Source organism: Desulfobacula toluolica Tol2 (assembly GCF_000307105.1).
GTDB lineage: Bacteria > Desulfobacterota > Desulfobacteria > Desulfobacterales > Desulfobacteraceae > Desulfobacula > Desulfobacula toluolica.
In genome coordinates, this window is sequence record NC_018645.1 from 1,912,227 (window position 1) to 1,934,441 (window position 22,215).

The 22,215-nt window shown below is 40.7% G+C and carries 22 protein-coding genes, 1 tRNA gene and 1 pseudogene; 21 read left to right on the forward strand and 3 right to left on the reverse strand.

Going from position 1 to position 22,215, the window contains the following annotated elements; genetic code table 11:
* Nucleotides 1-92 precede the first annotated feature (92 nt).
* Nucleotides 93-1,328, reverse strand: a complete 1,236-nt coding sequence (locus TOL2_RS08720) for a hypothetical protein (RefSeq protein ID WP_014957129.1) — start codon at nucleotides 1,326-1,328, stop codon at nucleotides 93-95.
* Between the two features lie 329 nt (nucleotides 1,329-1,657).
* On the opposite strand from TOL2_RS08720, the pseudogene TOL2_RS25445 reads away from it, so the two are divergent.
* The 3 genes and pseudogenes from TOL2_RS25445 to TOL2_RS08735 form a co-directional block, all read left to right on the forward strand.
* Nucleotides 1,658-1,873, forward strand: a pseudogene (locus tag TOL2_RS25445) (IS1-like element ISArch17 family transposase); the annotation flags it as partial.
* An 84-nt stretch (nucleotides 1,874-1,957) separates the two neighbouring features.
* Entirely contained in the window at nucleotides 1,958-2,347 is a 390-nt protein-coding gene (locus tag TOL2_RS25965) for a helix-turn-helix domain-containing protein (protein WP_014957131.1), read from the forward strand.
* Nucleotides 2,348-3,021: 674 nt separating this feature from the next.
* A complete protein-coding gene (locus TOL2_RS08735) occupies nucleotides 3,022-4,275 on the forward strand; it encodes a methyl-accepting chemotaxis protein (RefSeq protein WP_014957132.1) in 1,254 nt (417 codons plus the stop codon).
* Nucleotides 4,276-4,549: 274 nt separating this feature from the next.
* Here TOL2_RS08735 and TOL2_RS08740 read toward each other — a convergent pair.
* Nucleotides 4,550-4,623 (reverse strand) — tRNA-Gln (locus tag TOL2_RS08740).
* A gap of 151 nt (nucleotides 4,624-4,774) precedes the next feature.
* Between TOL2_RS08740 and TOL2_RS08745 the strand changes: the two genes are divergently transcribed.
* Both TOL2_RS08745 and larE read left to right on the forward strand, forming a co-directional pair.
* On the forward strand, nucleotides 4,775-5,059 hold the full coding sequence (locus TOL2_RS08745; RefSeq protein ID WP_014957133.1) for an antibiotic biosynthesis monooxygenase family protein: 285 nt from the start codon (nucleotides 4,775-4,777) through the stop codon (nucleotides 5,057-5,059).
* A gap of 15 nt (nucleotides 5,060-5,074) precedes the next feature.
* The gene (gene larE, locus TOL2_RS08750) at nucleotides 5,075-5,905 is read left to right on the forward strand and encodes an ATP-dependent sacrificial sulfur transferase LarE (protein ID WP_014957134.1); all 831 of its coding nucleotides are present in this window, start codon (nucleotides 5,075-5,077) and stop codon (nucleotides 5,903-5,905) included.
* A gap of 296 nt (nucleotides 5,906-6,201) precedes the next feature.
* Here larE and ndk read toward each other — a convergent pair whose 3' ends face one another.
* Nucleotides 6,202-6,621, reverse strand: a complete 420-nt coding sequence (gene ndk, locus TOL2_RS08755; RefSeq protein WP_014957135.1) for a nucleoside-diphosphate kinase — start codon at nucleotides 6,619-6,621, stop codon at nucleotides 6,202-6,204.
* Nucleotides 6,622-6,823: 202 nt separating this feature from the next.
* Between ndk and coaE the strand changes: the two genes are divergently transcribed.
* The 16 genes from coaE to TOL2_RS08835 all read left to right on the forward strand — a co-directional run bounded on the left by coaE (nucleotide 6,824) and on the right by TOL2_RS08835 (nucleotide 22,200).
* A complete protein-coding gene (gene coaE / locus TOL2_RS08760; protein ID WP_014957136.1) occupies nucleotides 6,824-7,438 on the forward strand; it encodes a dephospho-CoA kinase in 615 nt (204 codons plus the stop codon).
* Between the two features lie 164 nt (nucleotides 7,439-7,602).
* Nucleotides 7,603-8,850 carry a transcription termination factor Rho gene (rho, locus tag TOL2_RS08765; protein ID WP_014957137.1) on the forward strand — a complete coding sequence of 416 codons (1,248 nt, stop codon included), beginning with the start codon at nucleotides 7,603-7,605 and terminating at the stop codon, nucleotides 8,848-8,850.
* A 54-nt stretch (nucleotides 8,851-8,904) separates the two neighbouring features.
* Nucleotides 8,905-9,123 carry a 50S ribosomal protein L31 gene (gene rpmE / locus TOL2_RS08770; RefSeq protein ID WP_014957138.1) on the forward strand — a complete coding sequence of 73 codons (219 nt, stop codon included), beginning with the start codon at nucleotides 8,905-8,907 and terminating at the stop codon, nucleotides 9,121-9,123.
* An 86-nt stretch (nucleotides 9,124-9,209) separates the two neighbouring features.
* Nucleotides 9,210-10,274 (forward strand): peptide chain release factor 1, encoded by a 1,065-nt coding sequence (gene prfA / locus TOL2_RS08775; RefSeq protein ID WP_014957139.1) that lies wholly within the window; start codon nucleotides 9,210-9,212, stop codon nucleotides 10,272-10,274.
* Between the two features lie 17 nt (nucleotides 10,275-10,291).
* Nucleotides 10,292-11,182: a peptide chain release factor N(5)-glutamine methyltransferase gene (gene prmC / locus TOL2_RS08780; protein WP_014957140.1), complete on the forward strand. Its 891-nt coding sequence runs from the start codon at nucleotides 10,292-10,294 to the stop codon at nucleotides 11,180-11,182.
* Between the two features lie 135 nt (nucleotides 11,183-11,317).
* Complete coding sequence (rpsB, locus tag TOL2_RS08785) at nucleotides 11,318-12,172, forward strand: 30S ribosomal protein S2 (protein WP_014957141.1); 855 nt, start codon at nucleotides 11,318-11,320, stop codon at nucleotides 12,170-12,172.
* Nucleotides 12,173-12,191: 19 nt separating this feature from the next.
* Nucleotides 12,192-12,788 (forward strand): translation elongation factor Ts, encoded by a 597-nt coding sequence (gene tsf / locus TOL2_RS08790; RefSeq protein ID WP_014957142.1) that lies wholly within the window; start codon nucleotides 12,192-12,194, stop codon nucleotides 12,786-12,788.
* A 4-nt stretch (nucleotides 12,789-12,792) separates the two neighbouring features.
* On the forward strand, nucleotides 12,793-13,518 hold the full coding sequence (pyrH, locus tag TOL2_RS08795; protein ID WP_014957143.1) for a UMP kinase: 726 nt from the start codon (nucleotides 12,793-12,795) through the stop codon (nucleotides 13,516-13,518).
* A gap of 26 nt (nucleotides 13,519-13,544) precedes the next feature.
* Nucleotides 13,545-14,102: a ribosome recycling factor gene (gene frr, locus TOL2_RS08800; protein WP_014957144.1), complete on the forward strand. Its 558-nt coding sequence runs from the start codon at nucleotides 13,545-13,547 to the stop codon at nucleotides 14,100-14,102.
* Entirely contained in the window at nucleotides 14,092-14,853 is a 762-nt protein-coding gene (locus TOL2_RS08805; RefSeq protein ID WP_014957145.1) for an isoprenyl transferase, read from the forward strand. The genes frr and TOL2_RS08805 overlap by 11 nt, the downstream gene beginning before the upstream one ends.
* Nucleotides 14,829-15,644, forward strand: coding sequence for a phosphatidate cytidylyltransferase (locus TOL2_RS08810; RefSeq protein ID WP_014957146.1), 816 nt, complete (start codon nucleotides 14,829-14,831; stop codon nucleotides 15,642-15,644). Before TOL2_RS08805 ends, TOL2_RS08810 begins: the two co-directional genes overlap by 25 nt.
* Complete coding sequence (locus tag TOL2_RS08815; RefSeq protein ID WP_014957147.1) at nucleotides 15,641-16,789, forward strand: 1-deoxy-D-xylulose-5-phosphate reductoisomerase; 1,149 nt, start codon at nucleotides 15,641-15,643, stop codon at nucleotides 16,787-16,789. Before TOL2_RS08810 ends, TOL2_RS08815 begins: the two co-directional genes overlap by 4 nt.
* Before the next feature lie 14 nt (nucleotides 16,790-16,803).
* A complete protein-coding gene (rseP, locus tag TOL2_RS08820) occupies nucleotides 16,804-17,874 on the forward strand; it encodes an RIP metalloprotease RseP (protein WP_014957148.1) in 1,071 nt (356 codons plus the stop codon).
* 1 nt (nucleotide 17,875) lies between these two features.
* The gene (locus tag TOL2_RS08825; protein WP_014957149.1) at nucleotides 17,876-20,884 is read left to right on the forward strand and encodes a phosphoribosylformylglycinamidine synthase subunit PurL; all 3,009 of its coding nucleotides are present in this window, start codon (nucleotides 17,876-17,878) and stop codon (nucleotides 20,882-20,884) included.
* Nucleotides 20,881-21,705 carry a phosphoribosylformylglycinamidine synthase subunit PurQ gene (locus TOL2_RS08830; protein WP_014957150.1) on the forward strand — a complete coding sequence of 275 codons (825 nt, stop codon included), beginning with the start codon at nucleotides 20,881-20,883 and terminating at the stop codon, nucleotides 21,703-21,705. Before TOL2_RS08825 ends, TOL2_RS08830 begins: the two co-directional genes overlap by 4 nt.
* 162 nt (nucleotides 21,706-21,867) lie before the next feature.
* Nucleotides 21,868-22,200, forward strand: coding sequence for a hypothetical protein (locus TOL2_RS08835; RefSeq protein ID WP_014957151.1), 333 nt, complete (start codon nucleotides 21,868-21,870; stop codon nucleotides 22,198-22,200).
* Nucleotides 22,201-22,215 lie beyond the last annotated feature (15 nt).

Genomic DNA, 22,215 nt, shown 5'->3' on the forward strand with positions numbered 1-22,215 from the left:
AGAAAAGTCCAAAAGGATTGAAAAAAGTAAGTGGTAACGATATCTTTGGAATTTTCCACAATCTTTTTGAACTTGTCAGTCTTAAAGAGGGACTAATGACGGTAAACCATGGGACGGTCTTCAGCATCAATGTCAATGGCAATGGTATCGCCGGTTTTAAATCCAAGACGCAAGAAATCCTTGACCACCTGATCGTGGCGGTCAATGTTCCAATATGCCGACCAGAGGGGATTACGAACAGAGTCAATGCCATATGCGTCATGACTGCACAGGTTGAGTCTGAATTTATCTTTTGCAATCAATGTGTCTGCTTCAGACAGAAAAATATCAATCTTGTAAATGTTGTTGTGCAGGGCTTTTGACAGGGTGTTTTGAAGATCAGGCAAATCATCCAGATAGTGGTTGGCGATCTGGTAAAGTTCCCCTGTGTCCTGTATGGAAAATCCAATAACCGCAAATCGCTGGTGCCTCAGGGCAAAGGATTCAAGTTCCTTTTCATATGCCTTTATACCAGCGAGGATGTCGTTGATATCAGGCTTTGGACCTTTGTTCACCTGAATAAGGTTTTCGCATTGGCTGATTATATTGATATAAAAGGCCTTGTTATCCATTATATAAACCGGCCGCTCTCTGTAATTTTTTCGTTTTCGCATGCGTCTGACACCATCAAGCATGATGGAGCGTTCACTCTCTTTTTCTTCCAAGGTCTCAATATTTGAAATGTCTTTGGCCTGAACAACATGGATTTCTCCATCAGTTGAGACAATATATTCGATCTCGCAACTGAACCCCAGGTTTTTTTGTATGTCTATTGAAAGCTGCAAAAGCTTTCGGTCGTGGGGCACCTTGGTGATGTAAGGTTCCCTTTGGACTTTGCGCTCACGATCCCTGCAGTAACCAAATTCCCAGTGATTAACGATCATTTTTGCCATCACGCTGGATCCGTTGATAAAGGGCATTACAATGACACCCATTTCATTGATATTGATATCCGGTGCATGGTTAAATATCTGTTGTCGCTGTATGGAAAGTCGTTTCGACGTTTCTGCTATTTTAATCATCCTCTTTCTGGCATATTTTATTCCGGCAATATCCGCATATGTTTCAAGAGAATCAAAGGTGCCTCCCTTATAATTTGATTCCATTGGGTGGGCGCTTCTTGCAATAACCTTATAGCTTTCACGGTGTTTGTCTAAAAAAGAATTCAGTTGCGTAAAATCTTCGCTGTTGAATTTGTCTGCAGGCACATAAATAAAATCCGGGACATTAAATCCATTTTTTCGGAGTTTGTCTAGTAATTTCGCTTTTTCAGGTATAGTGTTTTTCATATTTAGTCTGGGCTTTTACAGCAGAGGTTATTTTTTTGATAAATAAAACCGACCGTTTTTATAAAATCAGCCGATCAATCATTCAGTTGACTCTTTTTAGTTAGCATATGTCAAAAACAAAAGCAATACTTGCGTTTGCCATTTTGCAATAGTCTTCACCCCGCAGCATATCACATTGTATTAAATTGAAATTATAGACAAAATACGGCACTGGTTCAGTTGAATAGATATTATATATTATTGAAAATATTCAATAAATAGCCTTGATGCATCATGATGAAGAGTGTGGGTAATACCATCTTCAATATTGATCCGACAAGGAGTAAATTATGACTCTGTTTGCATGTGAATGCCCCAATTATTCGTCTGAAAATATCCGATTTGACTATGGTTACGATATATTTTGTAGTGGGTATCGGCAAATGCTTCTTTGTATGTTCTGTGGATTATCATTTTCAGAGACAAAAAACACTTTCTTGGAAGGTATCAGAACTCCTGTCAGCATTATCTGGAAAATTTTAAATACACGAAATCCTCCTGTGTCAGGATAGATGTCGCCTCAATTAAAAATTAAATTTGGGGCATTGAGGTGATAAATATGGGATATCCTATCCAAATTAAAAGAAGCTGTGTTAAAAAAGGTGTTACAGGGAAACAAACCCCACCATGAAATTGCAAAAGAATTAGGTGTCGGCCGGTCTACAATCAGCAAATGGTTAAGAGAATACAAACAAAATGGAAGCATAAAATTGAAATCAAAAGAAAAACGCCCCAAAGACTGGACAGTCGAAGAACGTATTTCAGCAATAATTAAAACTGGTTCCATGACTACTGAAGAACGAACTGCCTGGTGCCGCAAAAATGGTATTTTTATCCATAATCTGGACCAGTGGAAAAAAGATGCCATATCAGCAATAATCCCTAAGCCGAATAAAGAACAAATTGAAGAACACAAAAATCTTAAAAAAGAAATCGCTGTCAGGGTTGAAAACAAGGACTCTCAGGCACATAAGAAATGATATAAAAGATCAAAGTACCAGACAACATGACTACTGCACCCTGAAACCTCAAACAACATTTCAGGGCCTATTCAACTAAACCAGTGCCATGTCCTCGTCAATCTTATCAAAAATATTGCGAATGGCAGACAAGAGGTCTTTTGTAACGATAGGTTTTATGAGAATTTTTTTAATTCTTCGTAGGTAAGATCTGTTGTCATCTTCATTGAATATCCATGGGGGTTATCTGTGTGCAATAATATTGAGTCTTCGCTTTTTGGCAGAGACTATTGTGACGTTTCAAATTTTTAAGAAATTGAAATGAATATTATCCCAATTTGAGCGAAGTATCAAATAATTAAATAATTGATTAATGCCACCTTGTGGTGTAAATTGTTTGTATTCAGCCTGCTTGGGTAGGAAAATCGGTAATTTTTCCACCTGAGAAAAGAGTTACAAAATTTGTAAAGTAATATAGAGGATTTCAGAAGTTTTAAATATCAAAGAAAAAGAGATTGAGGACACCCCGGCATTCGGCACTCAGCTGAATGCCGACTACATCCTGGGTATGGCAAAGATGAAGGGAGGGTAAAGATTCTTTTAAATATCGATAGGGCTTTAAGTCAGGAAGAGGTGACTTCATTTGATAAAAGTTTATAATTATTTTATTTTTTTTACAGCAAAGGAGGAAAATAATGTCATTACAAAAAAAAATCGGTTTAGGTTATCTTATTGTTGCTATCTTACTTTCATTTTCGCACTGGAACAATTGGGATCTTTATTTTTTTACTGCCCTTTTATTTGTCGTTGGCTTAGGGGTTATTTCAGTCCGTATGGCAGCAAAACACCAAAAGCGGATGCTTTTCCTTGAGGGAACTCTGGATGCGGTACAATTGCCGATTACGGTTACGGATATGGATATGAATTGGGTTTTCATCAATAAAGTAACAGAAAGCCTGCTTGCTATGCAGAACCTGGATAAAAAAAGCTGTATTGGGAAACATTGTTCCAACTGGAAAGCCGCCATATGCGGTACTGAAAAATGTGGCATAGCCAGCTTGCGTAATGGACAGCCTATGACAAATTATAATCAGGAATACCCGGATCAACCCAGCACATATATGCAAGTGGATACCTCCTATATCAAGGATGGTAACGGCAATCCCATGGGTCATGTTGAGATTGTTACCAATATAGACGCCGAGCATCGACTCCAGGCCATGATAGGAAATGTCGCTGCTTCCCTGGAAGAGTCATCGGCATCCCTGGAGGAATTATCTTCTGTGACCAAAAGCACGGCGGAAATGGCCACCAATGCGGATAGTCTCATGTCCGACACAAATGGGACAATGGGTAAAGCAAAAAATAATATGGCGGGTCTTACAGAAGCCATGGAGGATATTTCTAAATCCAGTGAGGAAACTTCTAAAATTATCAAAACAATTGATGAGATCGCTTTTCAAACCAATTTGCTTGCTTTAAATGCCGCCGTGGAAGCCGCCCGTGCCGGAGAGGCCGGAGCTGGATTTGCAGTGGTCGCTGATGAAGTAAGAAATTTGGCATTGCGGGCCGCCGAGGCTGCCAAGAGTACCGCAGAACTCATCGAAGGGACGGTGAAAAAAATCCAATCGGGACATGCCCTGGTTGAAACAAATAACACGGAATTTGTAGGAATGTCCGAGAAAATGGGTCGTGTAGCAAAAATGTTTAATGATATCACAAGCTCATCCCAGGAACAGGCTACGGGGATAGAACAACTCAATCAGGCTATTCGCAATATCGAAGGCACTATGCTTGATGCAAATGGTATCGCCTCTGAAAATTCTGAAAAAGCGCTGATTGCTGAATCCAACAAGCGCCTGGCCATAAAATCTAATGTCCGGTTGGGCACAGAAATTACCCCGGAAAATGTTATTCCCATGGAAACGGATTCTTTTAGCGATTATTAATTCCACCGCAACGATAGGGGGGGGCAAATTTTGAATGAATATAAAACGAAAATAATAATGGAGCATACAGATGCTGAAAATATCTCATAAAATAAAAATGAATATTATGGGATAAATTGGTCTGTTTGAAATAATGTGTGATTTTTTTTGAGAGAGGGAAGGACTATGTATTGCCCTGTTTTGCTGCGGTTAAATTGTGTGAAAAATAACATTATAGTTACACGGGAAACAAAAAAAGCTTTCAACGGAAACGCTGAAAGCCTTGGCTGTTTAATGGCTGGGTGATAAGGATTCGAACCTTAATTGACGGAGTCAGAGTCCGTAGTCCTGCCGTTGGACGATCACCCAGCAAATTTAATGTTGGGTTTATATATACCAAGCTTGTTGCTTAGTCAAGAATTATCTTGAGGATTGGTTTGTTAAAATTAGGTGGAAATGGTATATATGACAACAGGTGTTCCGTGTGTTTCCATAATAACATAATATTGGGGAGGTAAAGATGGCCGTTACAGTATTGATCAAAAGAAAAGTCGTGCCTGAAAACGAAAGCCTGCTGATAGAGTTATACCGGGAAATGAGAGGTAGTGCGTTAAATCAGGAAGGCTATATCGGGGCTGAGACCTTAAAACGGGTAGACCAGACAGGGGAGTTTCTCATCGTCAGCAAGTGGCGGCATATTGATGACTGGTCAAAATGGCTTGTCAGCAAAGAAAGAAGAGCTTATCAGAAACGGATTGATACCCTTACCAATGCTGAAACCAAATTTGAGATTTATGTTCATTAATTCGAGTAAAACCGGTTGCAAAATAAAATCAAGAAAATTGAAAAAAGATTAAAAAGACTGTCTGCTTTTGTTGTGGCGTTTTCAGGCGGTGTTGACAGTACCTTTCTTTTGGCATTGGCAAAAAAAATTGCTCCACAAAAATTGCTTGCCATCACGGTGTCATCACAATTCGTGCCGGAAAGGGAAATTGATTTTGCAAAGCAAATTGCCCGTTCAATAGGTGTTGAACATATCTGTATTGACGTGGATATTCTTGAAAATAAAGATGTGGTTTGCAATCCGGTTGACCGTTGTTACTATTGCAAAAAGCAAATGTTTTCGCTGATCAAAAAGATGGCTGAAAAGCAGAGCATTGAGTTTTTGCTTCATGGGGTAAACCAGGATGATCTAAAAGAGTTTCGGCCGGGGTTAAAGGCTGCAGGAGAGCTTGGCTTTCTTTCTCCCCTGGCCGATGCAAAGCTTACCAAATCTGATATCAGGCTTTTTTCAAAACACATGGGGCTTGAAACCTGGGACAAGCCTTCTCAATCATGTCTTGCAACGCGGATTCCCTATCATAAACCAATAAAAGATAGACATCTTATTATGGTGGATAAGGCAGAAGCATTTTTGCAGAATTTGGGATTTGCTCAGGTGCGGGTGAGATATAATGGGAAATCGGCCAGTATTGAAGTTGAACCCGACCTCATAGACAGAATATCAAATGTGCTTATTCGACAGAAGATATCAAAGAAATTTCGAGCCATAGGATTCAAGCAGGCTAATATTGATATTAATGCTTATATGCCGGGAAAGACGGATTATGAAATGTTCAATGGGCAAATCGGGTCGGATATTTATCTTTAGATTCTACCAGGTTTTTATTTAAAGATTTTAGTGTCGTTTTGGCAAAAAATAAGAAAAAATCTTTGATTTTTGCTTGTTAAGGCTAATGTTGAAGATGATGATATCGTACATGACGAATTTGAAGGATTTGTAAGAAAAAAAAGGGGTTAAAGCTGTATCACTGATTGTTTTGTGAGGAGGGTGGGGGTGCTGATACTGAAAGTGTTCTGGTCGCCTGATAAAAAACCGCAGCCTTAAAATTAAAATACGGACTGCGGCTATGCTTTTACGCAGATAGACATTATATCAATGCCGGGTTATCTTTTCTGGATCTCAAGGTCATTGAAAAAATATCCGATTTCAAAGGCGGCAGTTTCAGGCGCATCAGAACCATGGACAACATTTTTTTCTATGTCTGTTGCATAATCTTTTCTGATGGTGCCTTCTTCTGCTTCTTCAAAATTGGTAGCACCCATGAGTTTTCTGTTTTTTGCAATCACATCTTCTCCTTCAAGAACCATAACAACAATCGGCCCTGAAGTCATGAAATCCGTCAGACTGCCAAAAAAAGGGCGTTCTTTATGAACAGCATAAAATCCTTGGGCCTGTACTTTTGTGAGCTGAATCATTTTCATAGCAGCAATTTTTATGCCAGCAGTTTCAAACCTTTTAATTACTTCACCAATTACGTTTTTGGCAACCCCATCGGGTTTGATTATTGATAATGTTCTTTCCAAAATCTAAAATCCTTTCAATTATTATTATAAAAATAGGCTTGAAAACTACCACAAAACCGTATTATAGTCAACAAAGGCGAGTGGTGAATTATGGGTAGCGGGTTATGAGAAAAGCAGAACTGATAATTTAATTTTCACTGCTCAAATAATGTTCAAGCACTGCTCAAAACTCATTTTTCCCTATATTTGGTTTTAAATTTATATGAAAATTTTAAGGATTGCGGTTACAGGGTCGGCAGGCTCCGGAAAAAGTCTTGTGTGTCGGCGGTTTAAAGAAATCGGCTTGGTCACTTTGGATTGTGATGTGATTGCAAGGCAGGTTGTTGAGCCTGGGATGCAAGGGTTTACAAAAATAACACAATTGTTTGGTCAAGAAATAGTTTTAAAAGACGGCTCTTTAGACAGACCAAGGCTGCGAAATATAATTGTGAATGATCCAAAGATGCGAAAAAAAATGGAGGATATTTTGCATCCCCAAATCATTAAAGAAATGGTTGCCCAGATGAAAAATGCTGCATATACTGATAAAAAAGCGGTTGCAGTTGAAGTGCCGTTGTTGTTTGAATTGGGTATGGAGAAACAATTTGATGTTACAATTGTTGTCACGGCAAATGATCCGGACCTTGTGAAAAGAATTTCAGATAGGGATAAGGTGACATTGAAAGATGCTCAAAAAATGCTTGATCTTCAGATGCCTCAGGAAGAAAAAACGGTCAAGGCGGATTATGTTATCATAAACAAAGGAACAAGCTCCGAACTCTTTGAATCTGTTGATAATCTCTTTGAAGAAATTCAAAAAGAATTCTTGACAACATGAGTTTTTTGCCTTAATAGTTAAATTTTAGGAAACTTAATTTCAACCATCTGTCTGTTTTTTCCATGTCATTTTTGGCTTTCAGACTTCAAAAAGGCGCACTTCAATTACAACTTTTATACAATCTTAGCCTGTAAAAGATAATAAACAAAAATTTGGGAGAGGGAATGAACCTTGTAAAATTAAATAAGATGAAGATTAGTGAGCTTTCAAAGCTTGCTAAGGACTACAAAATCCAGGGGATTGGCGGGCTTAAAAAGCAGGAATTGATATTTGCTTTGCTTCAGGCAAACATTGAAGAAAGCGGTCAGATTTATGGTGAAGGAACACTGGAAATTCTCCCTGATGGTTTTGGTTTTTTAAGGGCTCCCGGATATAACTATCTTCCCGGTCCGGATGATATTTATGTTTCTCCTTCCCAAATAAGGCGGTTTAATTTGAGGACCGGTGATACTATTTCCGGTCAGGTTCGGCAACCTAAAGATTCCGAACGGTATTTTGCATTGTTGAAAGTGGAAGCCGTTAATTTTCAAAATCCAGAACTGGCTGCGGAAACCATTCTTTTTGATAATTTATTGCCTCTTTATCCTGATCGGAAAATGAATCTTGAGGCTGAATCAGATAATTATTCCATGCGTGTGATTGATATGATGTGCCCAATCGGCTTTGGTCAGCGCGGATTGATTGTATCACCGCCAAAAGCTGGAAAGACAATGTTGCTGCAGAATATTGCCAACAGCATGATCAAGGCCCATAAAGATATCATTCCGATGATTGTGCTGATTGATGAACGCCCGGAAGAAGTTACGGATATGGCACGTTCCGTTGATGCGGAAGTCGTCAGTTCAACCTTTGATGAACCTTCGGAACGACATGTTCAGGTGGCGGAGATGGTTATTGAAAAAGCCAAAAGAATTGTAGAGCAGGGCCATGACGTTGTGATTTTGCTTGACAGCATTACAAGGCTTGCCCGGGCATATAACTCAGTAATGCCGCCATCAGGTAAAATTTTGTCCGGCGGTGTTGATTCAAACGCCCTTGACAGGCCCAAAAGATTTTTCGGGGCTGCAAGAAATATCGAAGAAGGCGGCAGTTTGACTATTATCGCAACAGCTTTGGTGGATACCGGCAGTCGTATGGATGAAGTCATATTTGAAGAGTTTAAGGGTACGGGAAACATGGAGCTTGTGTTGGATCGAAAGCTTGCTGATAAAAGAGTTTTTCCTGCCATTGACATGAATAAATCCGGGACGAGAAAAGAAGAATTACTGCTTGATCCAATGGTTTTAAATAGGGTTTGGATTTTAAGAAAATTGTTGTCCAGTTTAAATTCTGTTGACAGTATGCAGTTTTTACTTGAAAAAATGGAAGGAACAAAGGATAATAAAGAGTTTCTTGAATTGATGAATTCATAGAGTGAGAATTAAATGAATGCCTGAAATAAGGCGTGGTAAGGAGTTTAAAGAGAAATGAAAAAAGACATACATCCAAAATACACACAATCAACAGCCTCCTGTGCTTGTGGTGCAAAATTTGAAGTCGGGTCAACAAAAGAAAATATTAAAGTGGAAATTTGTTCCAAGTGTCATCCTTTTTTTACAGGAAAACAAAAGCTGGTTGACTCTGCAGGAAGGATTGACCGCTTTAAAAAGAAATATGCAGGGTTTGACGTTACAAAACTTATTTAGCATATCCTGATAATCTGCAATCAAAAAGGGGACTTGATAAAAAGTACCCCTTTTGATTTTTTAAAACCCTTTGAGTTTTTAAAATTATGATAGAGAAATTAAGAGGCATAGAAGAAAGGTTTGTTAAACTTGAGCATCTTTTGAGTGATCCGGCCGTTATTAGTGACCAGAAAAAATATCAGGAGTATTTGATAGAACATGGGGAGCTTAATAAGATTGTTCCGTTGTTCAGAGAATATGAAGGGCTTTTGGAAGAACTGAAAGAGGCAAAGGAGCTTTTAAAGGATGATGATTCTGAGATAAGGGCCATGGCAAAAGAAGAAGTTCCGGATCTTGAGGCAAGAATAGGTGCGGCACACTCTCAGATCAATCTTCTTTTGATGCCCAAGGATCCCAGGGACAGTAAAAATGTCATTCTTGAAATTCGGGCTGGAACCGGAGGAGAAGAGGCGGGTATTTTTGCGGGTGACTTGTTCAGAATGTATTCAAGGTATGTTGAATCCAAAAACTGGGCCATGGAAATTATCGAGAAAAATGTCTCCGGTTCGGGCGGGTTCAAAGAAGTTGTCGCTCTGGTGAAGGGTAAAGGTGCTTTCAGCAGTTTTAAATATGAAAGCGGTACTCATCGTGTCCAGCGAGTACCTGAGACGGAAACCCAGGGCCGGGTACATACGTCTGCTGTGACTGTGGCCGTTCTTCCTGAGGCTGAAGATATTGATATTGATATTAATCCTGCCGATCTGAAAGTTGATGTGTTTCGGTCTTCAGGTCCTGGCGGACAGTCGGTCAACACCACGGATTCTGCGGTGAGGATTACCCATCTGCCTACTGGTGTGGTGGCCACCTGTCAGGATGAGAAATCCCAACACAAAAATAAGGTCAAGGCCATGAATGTTCTCAAGTCCCGTATTCTTGATGCCAAGGTAAGAGAAGAAGAGGGTAAGCGGGCGGCTGATAGAAAAGGACAAGTCGGTTCAGGTGATCGCAGCGGCAGGATAAGAACCTATAATTTTCCTCAGGGCAGGATGACAGACCATAGAATAGGTCTGACGCTTTATAAATTGGACAGCATTATGGAAGGCAGTATTCAGGAAATTATTGATGAACTTAAAACACACAATCAGGCACAGGCATTAAAGGAAATTGTCTAAAACAATGCAAAAAAACAATGCCTGACTGGACAATCATTAAAATTCTTTCCTGGACAGAATCCTATTTCAAGGAATACTCCATCGACAGTCCGCGGCTGACGGCCGAGATTCTGTTGTCCCATTGTCTTGGCATAAAGCGACTTGATCTTTATCTTCAGCATGATCGGCCGCTTCAGAAAAATGAGTTGTCCATTTTCAAAATTTTAATCAAAAGAAGAATACAAAACGAGCCGGTTGCTTATATCACAGGGAAAAAAGGTTTCTTTGAATCTGATTTTGAGGTGGAAAAAGGTGTTTTGATTCCCAGACCTGATACGGAAACCATTGTTGAAGAAGCATTAAAAATATTACTTTCAGATCCAAAAAATATTAATCCCAAAACCGTTCTTGAACTTGGAACAGGCTCTGGTGCGATTATTGTTTCTTTGGCAAAGGCAGCTCCCGGACATTCCTATTTTGCAAGCGATATTTCTGATACAGCACTTGAAATAGCTAAAAAAAATGCTGAAAAAATTGTCAAGGGCAAAGTCAGGTTTTTGGGAAGTGCCTGGTTTTCATCTCTGAAAAAAATACCCAGGTTTGATTTGATTGTTTCAAATCCGCCTTATATTCCGTCTGGAGATATTCAATATCTCCAGCCTGAAATAAGGAAGTTTGAACCCTTGCTTGCTCTTGACGGGGGTAGTGATGGACTTGACTGTTTTAGATCTATCCTATACGAAGCGCATCATTATCTTGTTCCCGGAGGGATAGTTTTGTTTGAAATGGGATTTGACCAGAAAAATGGGATTCAGGGTGTTTTTGAACGGTATCCTCAGTATGGATCTATTGATTTTATAAGGGATCTGGCAGGTCGTGACAGGGTTGTTTTGATAAAAAAAACAATTGATAAAAATAATAATTATTGATATATAAATTAGGATTTTTGTTGGATTTTAAGAAAACTCACACTCAGGGACTTGAAAATCAGGTGCTTTTAAAAAAGTCGAATTTCAGGGATGATCTGAGTGGTGGAAAAAACCATTAATTAATTTGGAGAACAAATGGCTTATATTACAATTAGAGAACTTTTGGAGGCTGGTGTTCATTTCGGCCATCAGACAAAGCGCTGGAACCCAAAGATGAAAAAGTATATCTTTGGCGCGAGAAATGGAATTTATATTATTGATCTGCAACAGACTGTAAAATTGTTCAAGCAAGCCCATGATTTCATTAAGGATGTAGCGGCCAACGGTCAGGACGTCCTGTTCGTCGGTACAAAAAAACAGGCATCCGAAGCAATCTATGAAGAAGCAAACCGTGCTGAACAGTTTTATGTTCAAAACAGATGGCTCGGCGGCATGTTGACCAATTTTCAGACAATAAAGAATAATATCACCCGATTTCATTTTTTAAATTCAATTGAAAATGACGGAACCCTTGAAAATTATCCCAAAAAAGAGCAGGGAAAAATGCTCAAAGAGAAAGGTAAACTTGAGTTTGCCATTGGTGGTATCAGCCATATGAAAAGATTGCCCGGCGCAATTTTTGTTATTGATCCCAAAAATGAAGCAATTGCAGTAAAAGAGGGTAAGCGGCTTGGGATTCCGGTTGTTGCTGTTGTTGATACAAATTGTGATCCTGATGATATTGATTATGTGATTCCTGGAAATGATGATGCCATCAGATCCATTCGTCTTTTTGCTTCCAGTATTGCAGATGCCTGTATAGAAGGAAGAGAGCTTTATGAAGAAAAACAAAGAGCTGAATCCGATAAGGATGATATAGAGGAAAAGATTGAATTTTCCGATGAAAAAGTGGCGATTGAAGTCGTTTCCGATGGGACAGATGGCCCTGTGGTTGAAAAGATTAAAAGACGAACCACACCGGTTGAAGAGATAAAAGAAGCTACTGAGTAAAGATAAGGAGTGAAATAAAATGGTGCAAATTTCCGCAGCAATGGTAAAAGAGCTTCGTGAGGCGACAGGTTCAGGTATAATGGATTGCAAAAAAGTCCTTGGCGAAGCAGAAGGTGATATGGAAAAGGCGATTGATCTTCTGAGAACAAAAGGCTTGGCTAAAGCCGCCAAAAGAGCAGGCCGCTCTACCTCTGAAGGTGTTATTTATTCTTATATTCATACTGGTGCTAAATTAGGTGTTCTTCTTGAGGTGAATTGTGAGTCTGATTTTGTCGCTAAAACAGAAGATTTTCAGGCGTTTGCAAAAAATATTGCCATGCATATTGCCGCATCAAATCCTGCCGGTTTGAATCCTGAGGATGTTGACGCTGCAATTATTGAAAAAGAGAGAGAAATTTACCGGGCACAAATGCTTGAAGAAGGTAAACCGGAAAATATTATTGACAAAATCGTTGATGGTAAAGTGGAAAAATTTTACAAGGATGTCTGTCTGATGAGTCAGCAGTATGTAAAAGATCCCCAGAAAACCATTACGGACGTGGTAAAAGAAACCATCGGTAAAATAGGTGAAAATATTCAGATTAAAAGATTTGCACGTTTCCAGATAGGAGAATAAAATCTTGAACAAAGAGCCGGAATTTGAACGGGTTTTAATCAAGTTAAGCGGTGAGGCCCTGATGGGAAATCAGGGCTTTGGCATTACCCCTGAAATGATTCATTATGTTGCAGAAGAAATTGCAAAAGTTTACCGCCTGAATGTGCAGATTTCCATTGTTGTAGGTGGGGGCAATATATTCAGGGGGGTTGCAGGAAGTTCGGCCGGTATGGATAGAACATCTGCCGATAATATGGGAATGCTGGCAACTGTTATAAACAGTCTGGCTCTTTGTGATGCTTTGGAAAAGTGTGATGTCCCAACACGGGTGCAGTCTGCCATCCCCATGGACAGGATTGCGGAACCGTTTATTCGTCTAAAAGCCATTCGACACCTTGAAAAGGGTCGAGTGGTTATCTTTGCCGCCGGCACTGGAAATCCTTATTTTACAACGGATACAGCTGCTGTGTTGAGGGCTCATGAAACTCATGCCCAGATTCTTTTTAAAGCCACCCAGGTAGATGGCGTTTATGATAAAGATCCGGTGGTACACGATGATGCTGTCATGTTCAGAGAATTATCTTATATGAGGGTTATTGAAAAACAGCTTCATGTCATGGATATGACTGCTATTTCTTTGGCCATGGAACATGATTTGCCATTGCAGGTTTTTGATCTCCATCAGGAAGGTAATATCTATAAAGCTGTAACGGGGCAGGAGGATATAGGGACTCGAATTTATAATAAATAGCTAACCACTATTGAGGACAGGTTGTTATGATAAATGAAGTGATCCAGGAAACCAGAGAAAGAATGGGCAAATCTGAAAAAGCCTTTGAAAAAGAGTTGTCAAAGGTGCGTACCGGAAGAGCCTCCCAGGCAATACTTGATGGTGTTAAAGTCGATTACTACGGCACCCAGACGCCTTTGCCGCAAATGGCAACCGTATCCATTCCTGAAAGCAGGCTGATTACCGTGAAGCCATGGGATGTCAGTGTCATAAATCAGGTTGAAAAAGCAATATTGAAAGCCAACCTAGGTCTTACACCCTCCAATGATGGCAAGTTAATCAGAATATCCATACCCCCTTTGACTGAAGAGCGAAGAAAAGAGATTGCCAAAAGCGCTTCCAAAATTTGTGAAGATTATAAAGTGGCGATTAGAAATATCCGCAGAGATTCAAATGAAATCCTGAAAGACCTTCAAAAAGAAGGGGATATTTCAGAGGATGACAGTTTTAAGGCTCAAAAGCTGGTTCAGGAAAGTACGGATCAATTTATTAAAAAGTTAGACGAAATTTTTGCCGGAAAAGAAAAGGAAATTCTTGAAGTCTGACTCAAAACAAAATGTAACTCCTGATCTTAAAGACTTGCCGGCCCATGTGGGAATTATCATGGATGGCAACGGCAGGTGGGCTAAAAAAAGGTTTATGAATCGTGTCAAAGGGCATGAGAGAGGGTCTCAAGTTGTTCGTTCCATCGTGACTTCCTGTATGGAATTGGGGATCGGAATACTTACCCTGTACGCATTTTCCACGGAAAACTGGGCAAGGCCGAAGTCTGAAGTAAAAGCATTAATGATGCTGCTGAAAAAATTCATTGTATCGGAAAGAGAAGCATTTTTAAAAAATAATATTCGTGTTCATGTGATTGGTCAAAAAGACAAGCTCCCTTTGGATGTTCAACAAGAAATTGACACAACAATGGAGTTGACAAAACATAATAACAAACTTCTTTTGAATCTTGCACTGAGCTATGGTTCAAGAGAAGAAATTACAACTGCTGTAAGGGAAATTGCAAAAAAAATCAACTCAAATGATTTGGAATTTTCTGATATTACACAGGATCTTATTTCAAATCATCTTTATACGAAAACAATGCCTGACCCTGATTTGATTATTCGCACCAGCGGGGAATATCGCTTGAGTAATTTTTTGTTATGGCAGGCGGCATATTCTGAAATTTATATTTCCGATACATTATGGCCGGATTTTTCCAGGGCTGAGTTTGTCGAAATTTTAAAAAATTTTCAAAACAGGGATCGACGGTTCGGAAAGGTATCATGCAGCACTTCAAACGCTGGGTAACTTCACTCATACTTGTCCCTGTCTTATTATTAATTCTCATCAAGGGCAGTACTCTTTTGTTCGCTGTTGTGGTTTCAGCTATTGCTGTGTTTGCCATCAGGGAATATTTAATAATTATTTTTGGCAATGAAAAAAATCCTGTTTCAAATACCATCAAGATCATTTCCTATACCGTTTCAATGACACTGGTTATCAGTGCCTGTTTAGGATCATGGGAAGTATTGTTCTTGATCCTTGCCATGAACCTGATGGCCTTATCCATTTTTGTTCTGTCACGGTTTGCCGTTACTCCCGGCATATTCGATGCCATTTCCAGGCAGGTTCTGGGGGTTGTTTATGTCCCGGTATCCTTGTCCCTGTTGATTTTTATTAAGGAATTGGAGGGGGGAACATTATGGATCATATGGCTTTTGATAGTTATTTTTGCCAATGATACAGGTGCATTTTACACGGGTACGTTTTTTGGAAAAAGAGCGCTTTGTCCTAACATAAGTCCTAATAAAACCATTGAAGGATCATTGGGTGGTGTTGCAGCCGCTATGGTTGCAGGTTTTATTTTCTGTAGAATATTTTTCAATGATTTTTCCCTTGCATTTTTCAGTCTGCCGGGAGCTTTTCTGCTTGCCGTTGCCGGACAAATTGGCGATTTGTTTGAATCCGCCATGAAACGTGCAGCTCATATTAAAGATTCAGGCAGGATTCTTCCCGGACACGGCGGGATGCTTGATCGAATAGACGGGTTGCTGCTGGGCATACCTGTTGTATATGTTTGCCTGGTGTTTGTTTTATGAAACGTCTGTCAATTTTAGGATCAACCGGTTCCATTGGTACAAGCGCACTGGATATTGTCAGGATGCATCCTGATCGCTTCCGGGTAAAAGCATTGACAGCTGCGAATAATATAGATTGTTTTGCAAAGCAAATTGATGAATTTGAACCGGAACTGGTTTCGGTTTTTGATGAAGCCAAAGCTCTGGAACTGTCAAGAGCGCTGACAGGAAAATGCAGACCTGAAATCTTGTTTGGTGAGGCCGGATATAGTGAAGCCGCATCATATCATGGTTCAGACATGGTTCTTCTGGCCATGGTTGGTGCAGCAGGTTTAAAGCCAGCTCTTTGCGCCATTGAGGCAAAAAAACAGATTGCCCTTGCCAACAAGGAGACTCTTGTCATGGCAGGTGAAATTGTCATGGCCAAAGCCATGGAAAATGGTGTTTCAATTCTGCCTGTGGACAGCGAACACAGTGCCATTTATCAATGCCTCAAGGGCAACCAGAAAAAAGATTTAAAAACCATATTTTTGACGGCTTCAGGCGGGCCTTTCAGGGAAAAACCATTTCAAGCATTCAAGGAAATTACCTTAAAAGACGCTCTGAATCACCCCACCTGGAATATGGGACATAAAATTACTATAGACTCTGCCACACTCATGAATAAAGGTCTTGAGATTATTGAGGCGGTTCATCTGTTTGATGTTACCCCTGATCAAATCCAGGTGCTTGTTCATCCCCAGAGTATTATCCATTCCATGGTCGGGTATAAAGACGGCAGTATTCTTGCACAAATGGGATGCCCGGATATGAAGGGGGCGATTGCTTATGCCTTGTCTGAACCTGATCGAATTGAACTGCAAATGGATTTTCCTGATTTTACAGCACTTCATTGCCTGGCATTTGAAAAACCTGATACCCAAAGGTTTCCCTCCCTTTTATTCGCAATTGAGGCCTGTCGGCAAAAAGGAACTTTGCCGGCTGTCATGAATGCCGCCAATGAAGTGGCGGTCAATGCCTTTCTTCAAAAACGCATCGGTTTTTTAGATATTTTTAAATTGATTTCCAAAACAATGGAACTTCATACCCGGATTGACAATCCCGATCTTTCAGGTATTATTGAAGCCGATGGTTGGGCACGGGACAAAGTGCAATCTCTGATATAAACAGTGAGGTCTTTATGGGGCATTCGGCTATAGCATTTATTATTGTTATTGGTATTCTTGTTTTTATCCACGAATTTGGACACTTTATTGCGGCCAGGCTTTGTGGTGTAGGTGTTGAGGTGTTTTCCCTGGGTTTTGGACCTAAAATTCTTAAAAAGAGATATGGCCGCACTCAGTATTGCCTGTCTGCAATACCTCTTGGCGGATATGTTAAAATGGTGGGAGAAGAGCCTGGAAGCGAAATTGATCCGGAAGATATCAACTCTTCTTTTACTCATAAATCTTTGTTGCAAAAAAGCATCATTGTTGCAGCAGGTCCGTTCTTTAATTTTTTTCTGGCTATTTTTATTTTTTTTATCCTTTACCAGTTTTCAGGTATTTACCTGGCAGAACCGGTCGTGGGTCAAGTTTTGGAAGATACGCCGGCTTTTACGGCAGGAATAAAACCGGGGGATGTGATCAAAGAGATCAACCAGGTTAAAATCGAATCTTTTGAAGATATTCCCAGGATTATAGCTACAGGTTATGGAAAACAATTGGATTTTATTGTTGAGCGTGACGCAAGACTTATTGAGCTTGTTATATCTCCTGTTCTTTCGCCAGGTAAAAATGTATTTGGTGAAGAAATTGAAAAATATATTATTGGTATTGTCGGCAGCGGGGAATCTTATCACAAGAAACTTAATCTTTTTCAGGCTTTGCAGCATTCCATCAAGGATACTTATGGGCTTGTGAAGTTAACCCTGCTGTCTGTTGTGAAAATGATCAATGGCAGTATTTCAGCAGATAACCTGGGCGGTCCTTTAATGATTGCTCAAATGGCCGGTGAGCAGGCAAAAGCAGGTATGATGAATTTTGCCTGGTTTATTGCCTTGCTGTCAGTAAATCTTGGTATCATCAATCTTTTTCCAATTCCCGTTTTGGACGGCGGCCATCTATTGTTTTTCGGCATTGAAGCTTTGACCGGCAAAGCCGTCAGTGATAGCTTGCGGGAAAAATTGATTAAATTCGGCGCAGCAGTGCTTGTGGCACTCATGGTTTTTGTTTTTTATAATGACATTGTAAGAATGTTCAATGGTGGATAATATGATTTGCTGTATTGAAATCGCTCTTAAAAAAGAGCTCAGGGATGCTGAAGCATCTTCTCTGATAAAAAAGGCCGCTTCCTATTTTGGAATTAATATTCAAGAGGCGCGATGCATTAATATCGTGACCATTGAATCAGATTTTGATCACGGGCAGCTTGGGCGTGTAAAAGACGAGATCTTTACCAATCCGGTAACCCAGGTGTCAAGTCTTACTCCTCTTGATATTGATTTTCACTGGTGTATCTGGGTCGGATTCAGGCCAGGGGTAAAAGATAACCCGGGTTCCACGGCAATGGAAGCCATAAAAGACCACCTGGGAAAAACCTTTGGACCTGATGAAGGTATTTATACATCAAAACGGTACTGCCTGAAAGGCGATACACTGGTTCGTGAGGATGTGGAAAAACTGGCTTCCGAGCTTTTGTCCAATAGTATCATTCAGCAATTTAAAGTTTTTTCCATGGATGAATGGGATAAAAAAATCGGTGCAGATGTCAAGCCTGCCAAGGTTATCCTTGACCACACACCCTGTTTTGAAGTTATCAGCATTGACTCTGATGAACAGCTTGCAAAGATTTCCGATGAGAGAAATCTTGCATTAAATCCAAGAGATATCCCGGTGATTCGCGAGTATTTTCTGGATCCGGATGTAATGGCATCCAGAAAAAAAGCAGGGCTTTCCAAGCCAACAGATGTGGAACTGGAATATATTTCACAGGCCAGAAGCGATCATTGCAATCATAACACCTTTCAGGGAATTTTCAGGTATACGGATGCATCCAATAACGAACAAGTTGTTGAAAACAGTCTGTTTAAAACCTATATCCAGGAACCGACCTTAAAGCTTAAAGATCAAAAAGAGTGGGTGGTTTCCGTATTATGGGATAATGCAGGGGTTGGCAGGTTTGATGCTGAAAATAATTATGTGGTCACCGGTGAAACCCATAATTCACCCTCCAATATGGAAGCCTACGGCGGTGCCATAACCGGTATCGTAGGGGTTTACCGAGATCCCATGGGAACCGGGCTTGGCTCCAAGCTGTTTATGGGCAGTTTCGGGTATTGTGTGGGAGACATAAATTATAACGGCCCCTTAAGGCCTCCTCTCCATCCCCGGCGTCTTCTGGACGGCGTTATCGAAGGGGTCAAAGACGGGGGAAATAAAAGCGGTGTTCCCACCACCTTTGGCCAGACACTATTTAATCCGGGGTACATGGGCAAAAGCCTGGTGTTTGTGACGGCGTTGGGAATCATGCCCAACCAGGTCAAGGGAAAGCCCAGCCATGAAAAGAAAACATCCCCTGGGGAACTCATTATTATGAGTGGCGGTCGGGTTGGAAAAGACGGCATTCACGGCGTAACAGCCTCTTCGGAAAGTTATTCGGAAAACACGCCTGCCGGTCATGTCCAGATCGGTGATCCTTATACCCAGAAGAAAATGCATGATTTTCTGCTGATCTGCCGGGATGAAGGCTTGATCCCGTTTATTACGGATAATGGCGGCGGCGGTTTATCTTCTTCTGTTGGTGAATCCGCAATGATCTCCAACGGGTGTGTAGTATGGCTGGATAAAGTTCCCTTGAAATACGAAGGGCTGGACATGTGGGAAATCTGGATTTCAGAATCCCAGGAAAGAATGACCATTGCCGTTAAACCCGAAGATCTGGACCGGTTTATGGAACTTTCAGCCGAACATGAAGTGGAAAGCACTGTGATCGGTGAATATACTGATACCGGCAAACTGCATATCAAATATAAGGACGAAACCTGTGCTTATGTGGATATGGATCTTCTGGACAAAGGGTTTCCCTCATGGGAATTTGATGCAGTCTGGCTTTCGCCTGAAACCAGAGGCTTGACAGAACCTGTGATCAGCTCTCCTTCTGATTTTAATTCATTGCTGCTCAGCATGCTTGAGCGGCCCAATATCAGCTCCAAAGAGTGGATTATCCGTCAATATGACCATGAAGTCCAGGGTGGTTCCGTGATCAAACCCCTTGTGGGGGTTAACCATAATATTCCATCCGATGCCAGCGTGACACGTCCGGTTCTGACCTCCCAGAAAGGCTTGGCGTTTTCCCAAAGTATTCTGCCGTGGTATTCAAAAATTGATGCCTACCATATGATGACCTGTACCATTGATGAAGCGGTGCGGCGTTTGATTGCCGTGGGTGGTAATTTTGAGCATATTGGCGGGCTGGATAATTTTTGCTGGCCCAACATACAATTTGATCCAAAGAAAAATCCCGATGGAAAGTTCAAGGCAGCGCAGCTGGTCAGGGCATGCAGGGCATTAAAAGAAGCTTGCGAAAAATATGAAATCCCGCTTCTTTCGGGCAAGGACAGCATGTATGTGGACGGCCACCTTGAAGGAGAATTTGGAGAGCGCATAAAAGTGTCAGCCCTGGAAACCGTTCAGTTTTCAGGCACATCGGTTATTGAGGATATCTCAAAATGCGTGTCCATGGAACCAAAGGTTTCCGGCGACCTTGTTTATGTGCTGGGCACAACAGCCAATGAACTCGGGGCATCTGAATATTATGAGGCGTTTGATGAAATTGGTCTGAATATCCCACATGTTGATTTTAATAAATTTAAAGTGGTCTACAGGGCAATGCAAAGTGCCATTGAAAATGAACTTGTGGCGTCTTGCCACGCCGTTGCAAGGGGCGGTCTTGGAGTTCATCTGTCATACCTGACACTGGCAGGAGGAATGGGCCTTGAGGTCAATTTGTCGGATCTTCCAATGGATGTGAGCCGTGGCGGACTTTTAAATGAAACCCTGTTGTTTTCAGAATCAGCAGGCAGATTTATTGTTACTATTGCCCCGGAAAACAAATCAATTTTTGAAAAATTATTCAAAGGCATGGCGGCAAATTGTATAGGCATGGTAACAAAAGATCATGATCATTTGAAAATTTTCGGCTTTGACAGCGAAACGCTGGTAGATCTAACAACAACACAACTTGATAAAGCATTTAACAAGACCTTTGGAGACATGATATGAAAAAGGTTAACGCACTTATATTAACAGGGTTTGGATTAAACTGTGATAATGAAACCGCCCATGTGTTTGAACTTGCCGGGGCTAAGTCTCATAGAGTTCATATCAATGCCCTGGTTTCCGGAAAAATTGCATTAAAAGATTTTCATATCCTTGCCTTTGGAGGTGGATTCTCCTGGGGGGATGACCATGGTGCCGGTGTGATTCAGGCCTTAAAGCTTAAAAATCACATTGGCAAAGATCTTTTGGATTTTGTGGATCAGGGAAAACTTATGATCGGTATTTGCAACGGATTCCAGGCCCTGGTCAACCTGGGGCTGCTGCCCGGACTTAACAAGGATTACACAAAAAGAAGCGTTTCCATTACATTCAATGATTGCGGGAATTTCAGGGACCAATGGGTCCATCTGGCTGCAAACAATCAAAGCCCCTGTGTTTTTACAAAGGGCATGGATACAGCCGATTATCCGGTTCGACATGGAGAGGGTAAATTTATTGCAGACCAGAAAGTGATTGACACTCTTTTGGCAAATCATCAGGTGGTGTTTCAATATGCCGACGCTCAAGGAGTTCCTGCAAAAGGCGAATTTCCTTTGAATCCAAATGGTTCTTTAGAAGATATTGCCGGCATCTGTGATCCGTCAGGGAAAATTTTCGGGTTGATGCCTCATCCTGAAGCATATAATCATTTTACCAATCATCCGGACTGGACGCGTCAGACCCAGCTGCTTAGACGGGAAGGCAAAACTCTTGGCCAAGAGATGACAATTGGTGTCAAATTGTTTAAAAACGGGGTTGATTATATCAAAGAGTCATTTTTTTAATATCTTAACTTGAGAAATTTCTCCGGCCATTTCAGGTTTGTTTCTGAAGGCCGGGGGAATTTCTCAGCCTTGAGCAAACGGCAGGCATTTTCAGTCTGATTCCTTAATTTATTACCAATACGGGTTGCATATCCCAATAGATATATGCTAATTAGGTTCGGTATGAAACAGTATTTAATAGATGGGTTGCGGCTTGCGGATTATCAAAAATTAAAATCCTATTTTGATGAATACTTGATATCTTCGCCTCTGGGCGGGATTTATTGGCTTGAATTGGATAAAAAATTATTAACCCCCATTCAAAAAGATCATGAAGGGTGTCATCCTCATGTGTTCGCTTTAGAATTGGGAGAGACTTCCCTGTCCTGTGAATTTTTGGTGAGAATTAAAAAAAATATAAAATGCGATTGCATGGATTATGCAACAAGAAAACAGCGCAATTGGCTCATTGATCAGGCTGATGCCATTCTTGAACAACTTGATATTTGTATTTAATCAACTTCTTAGGGT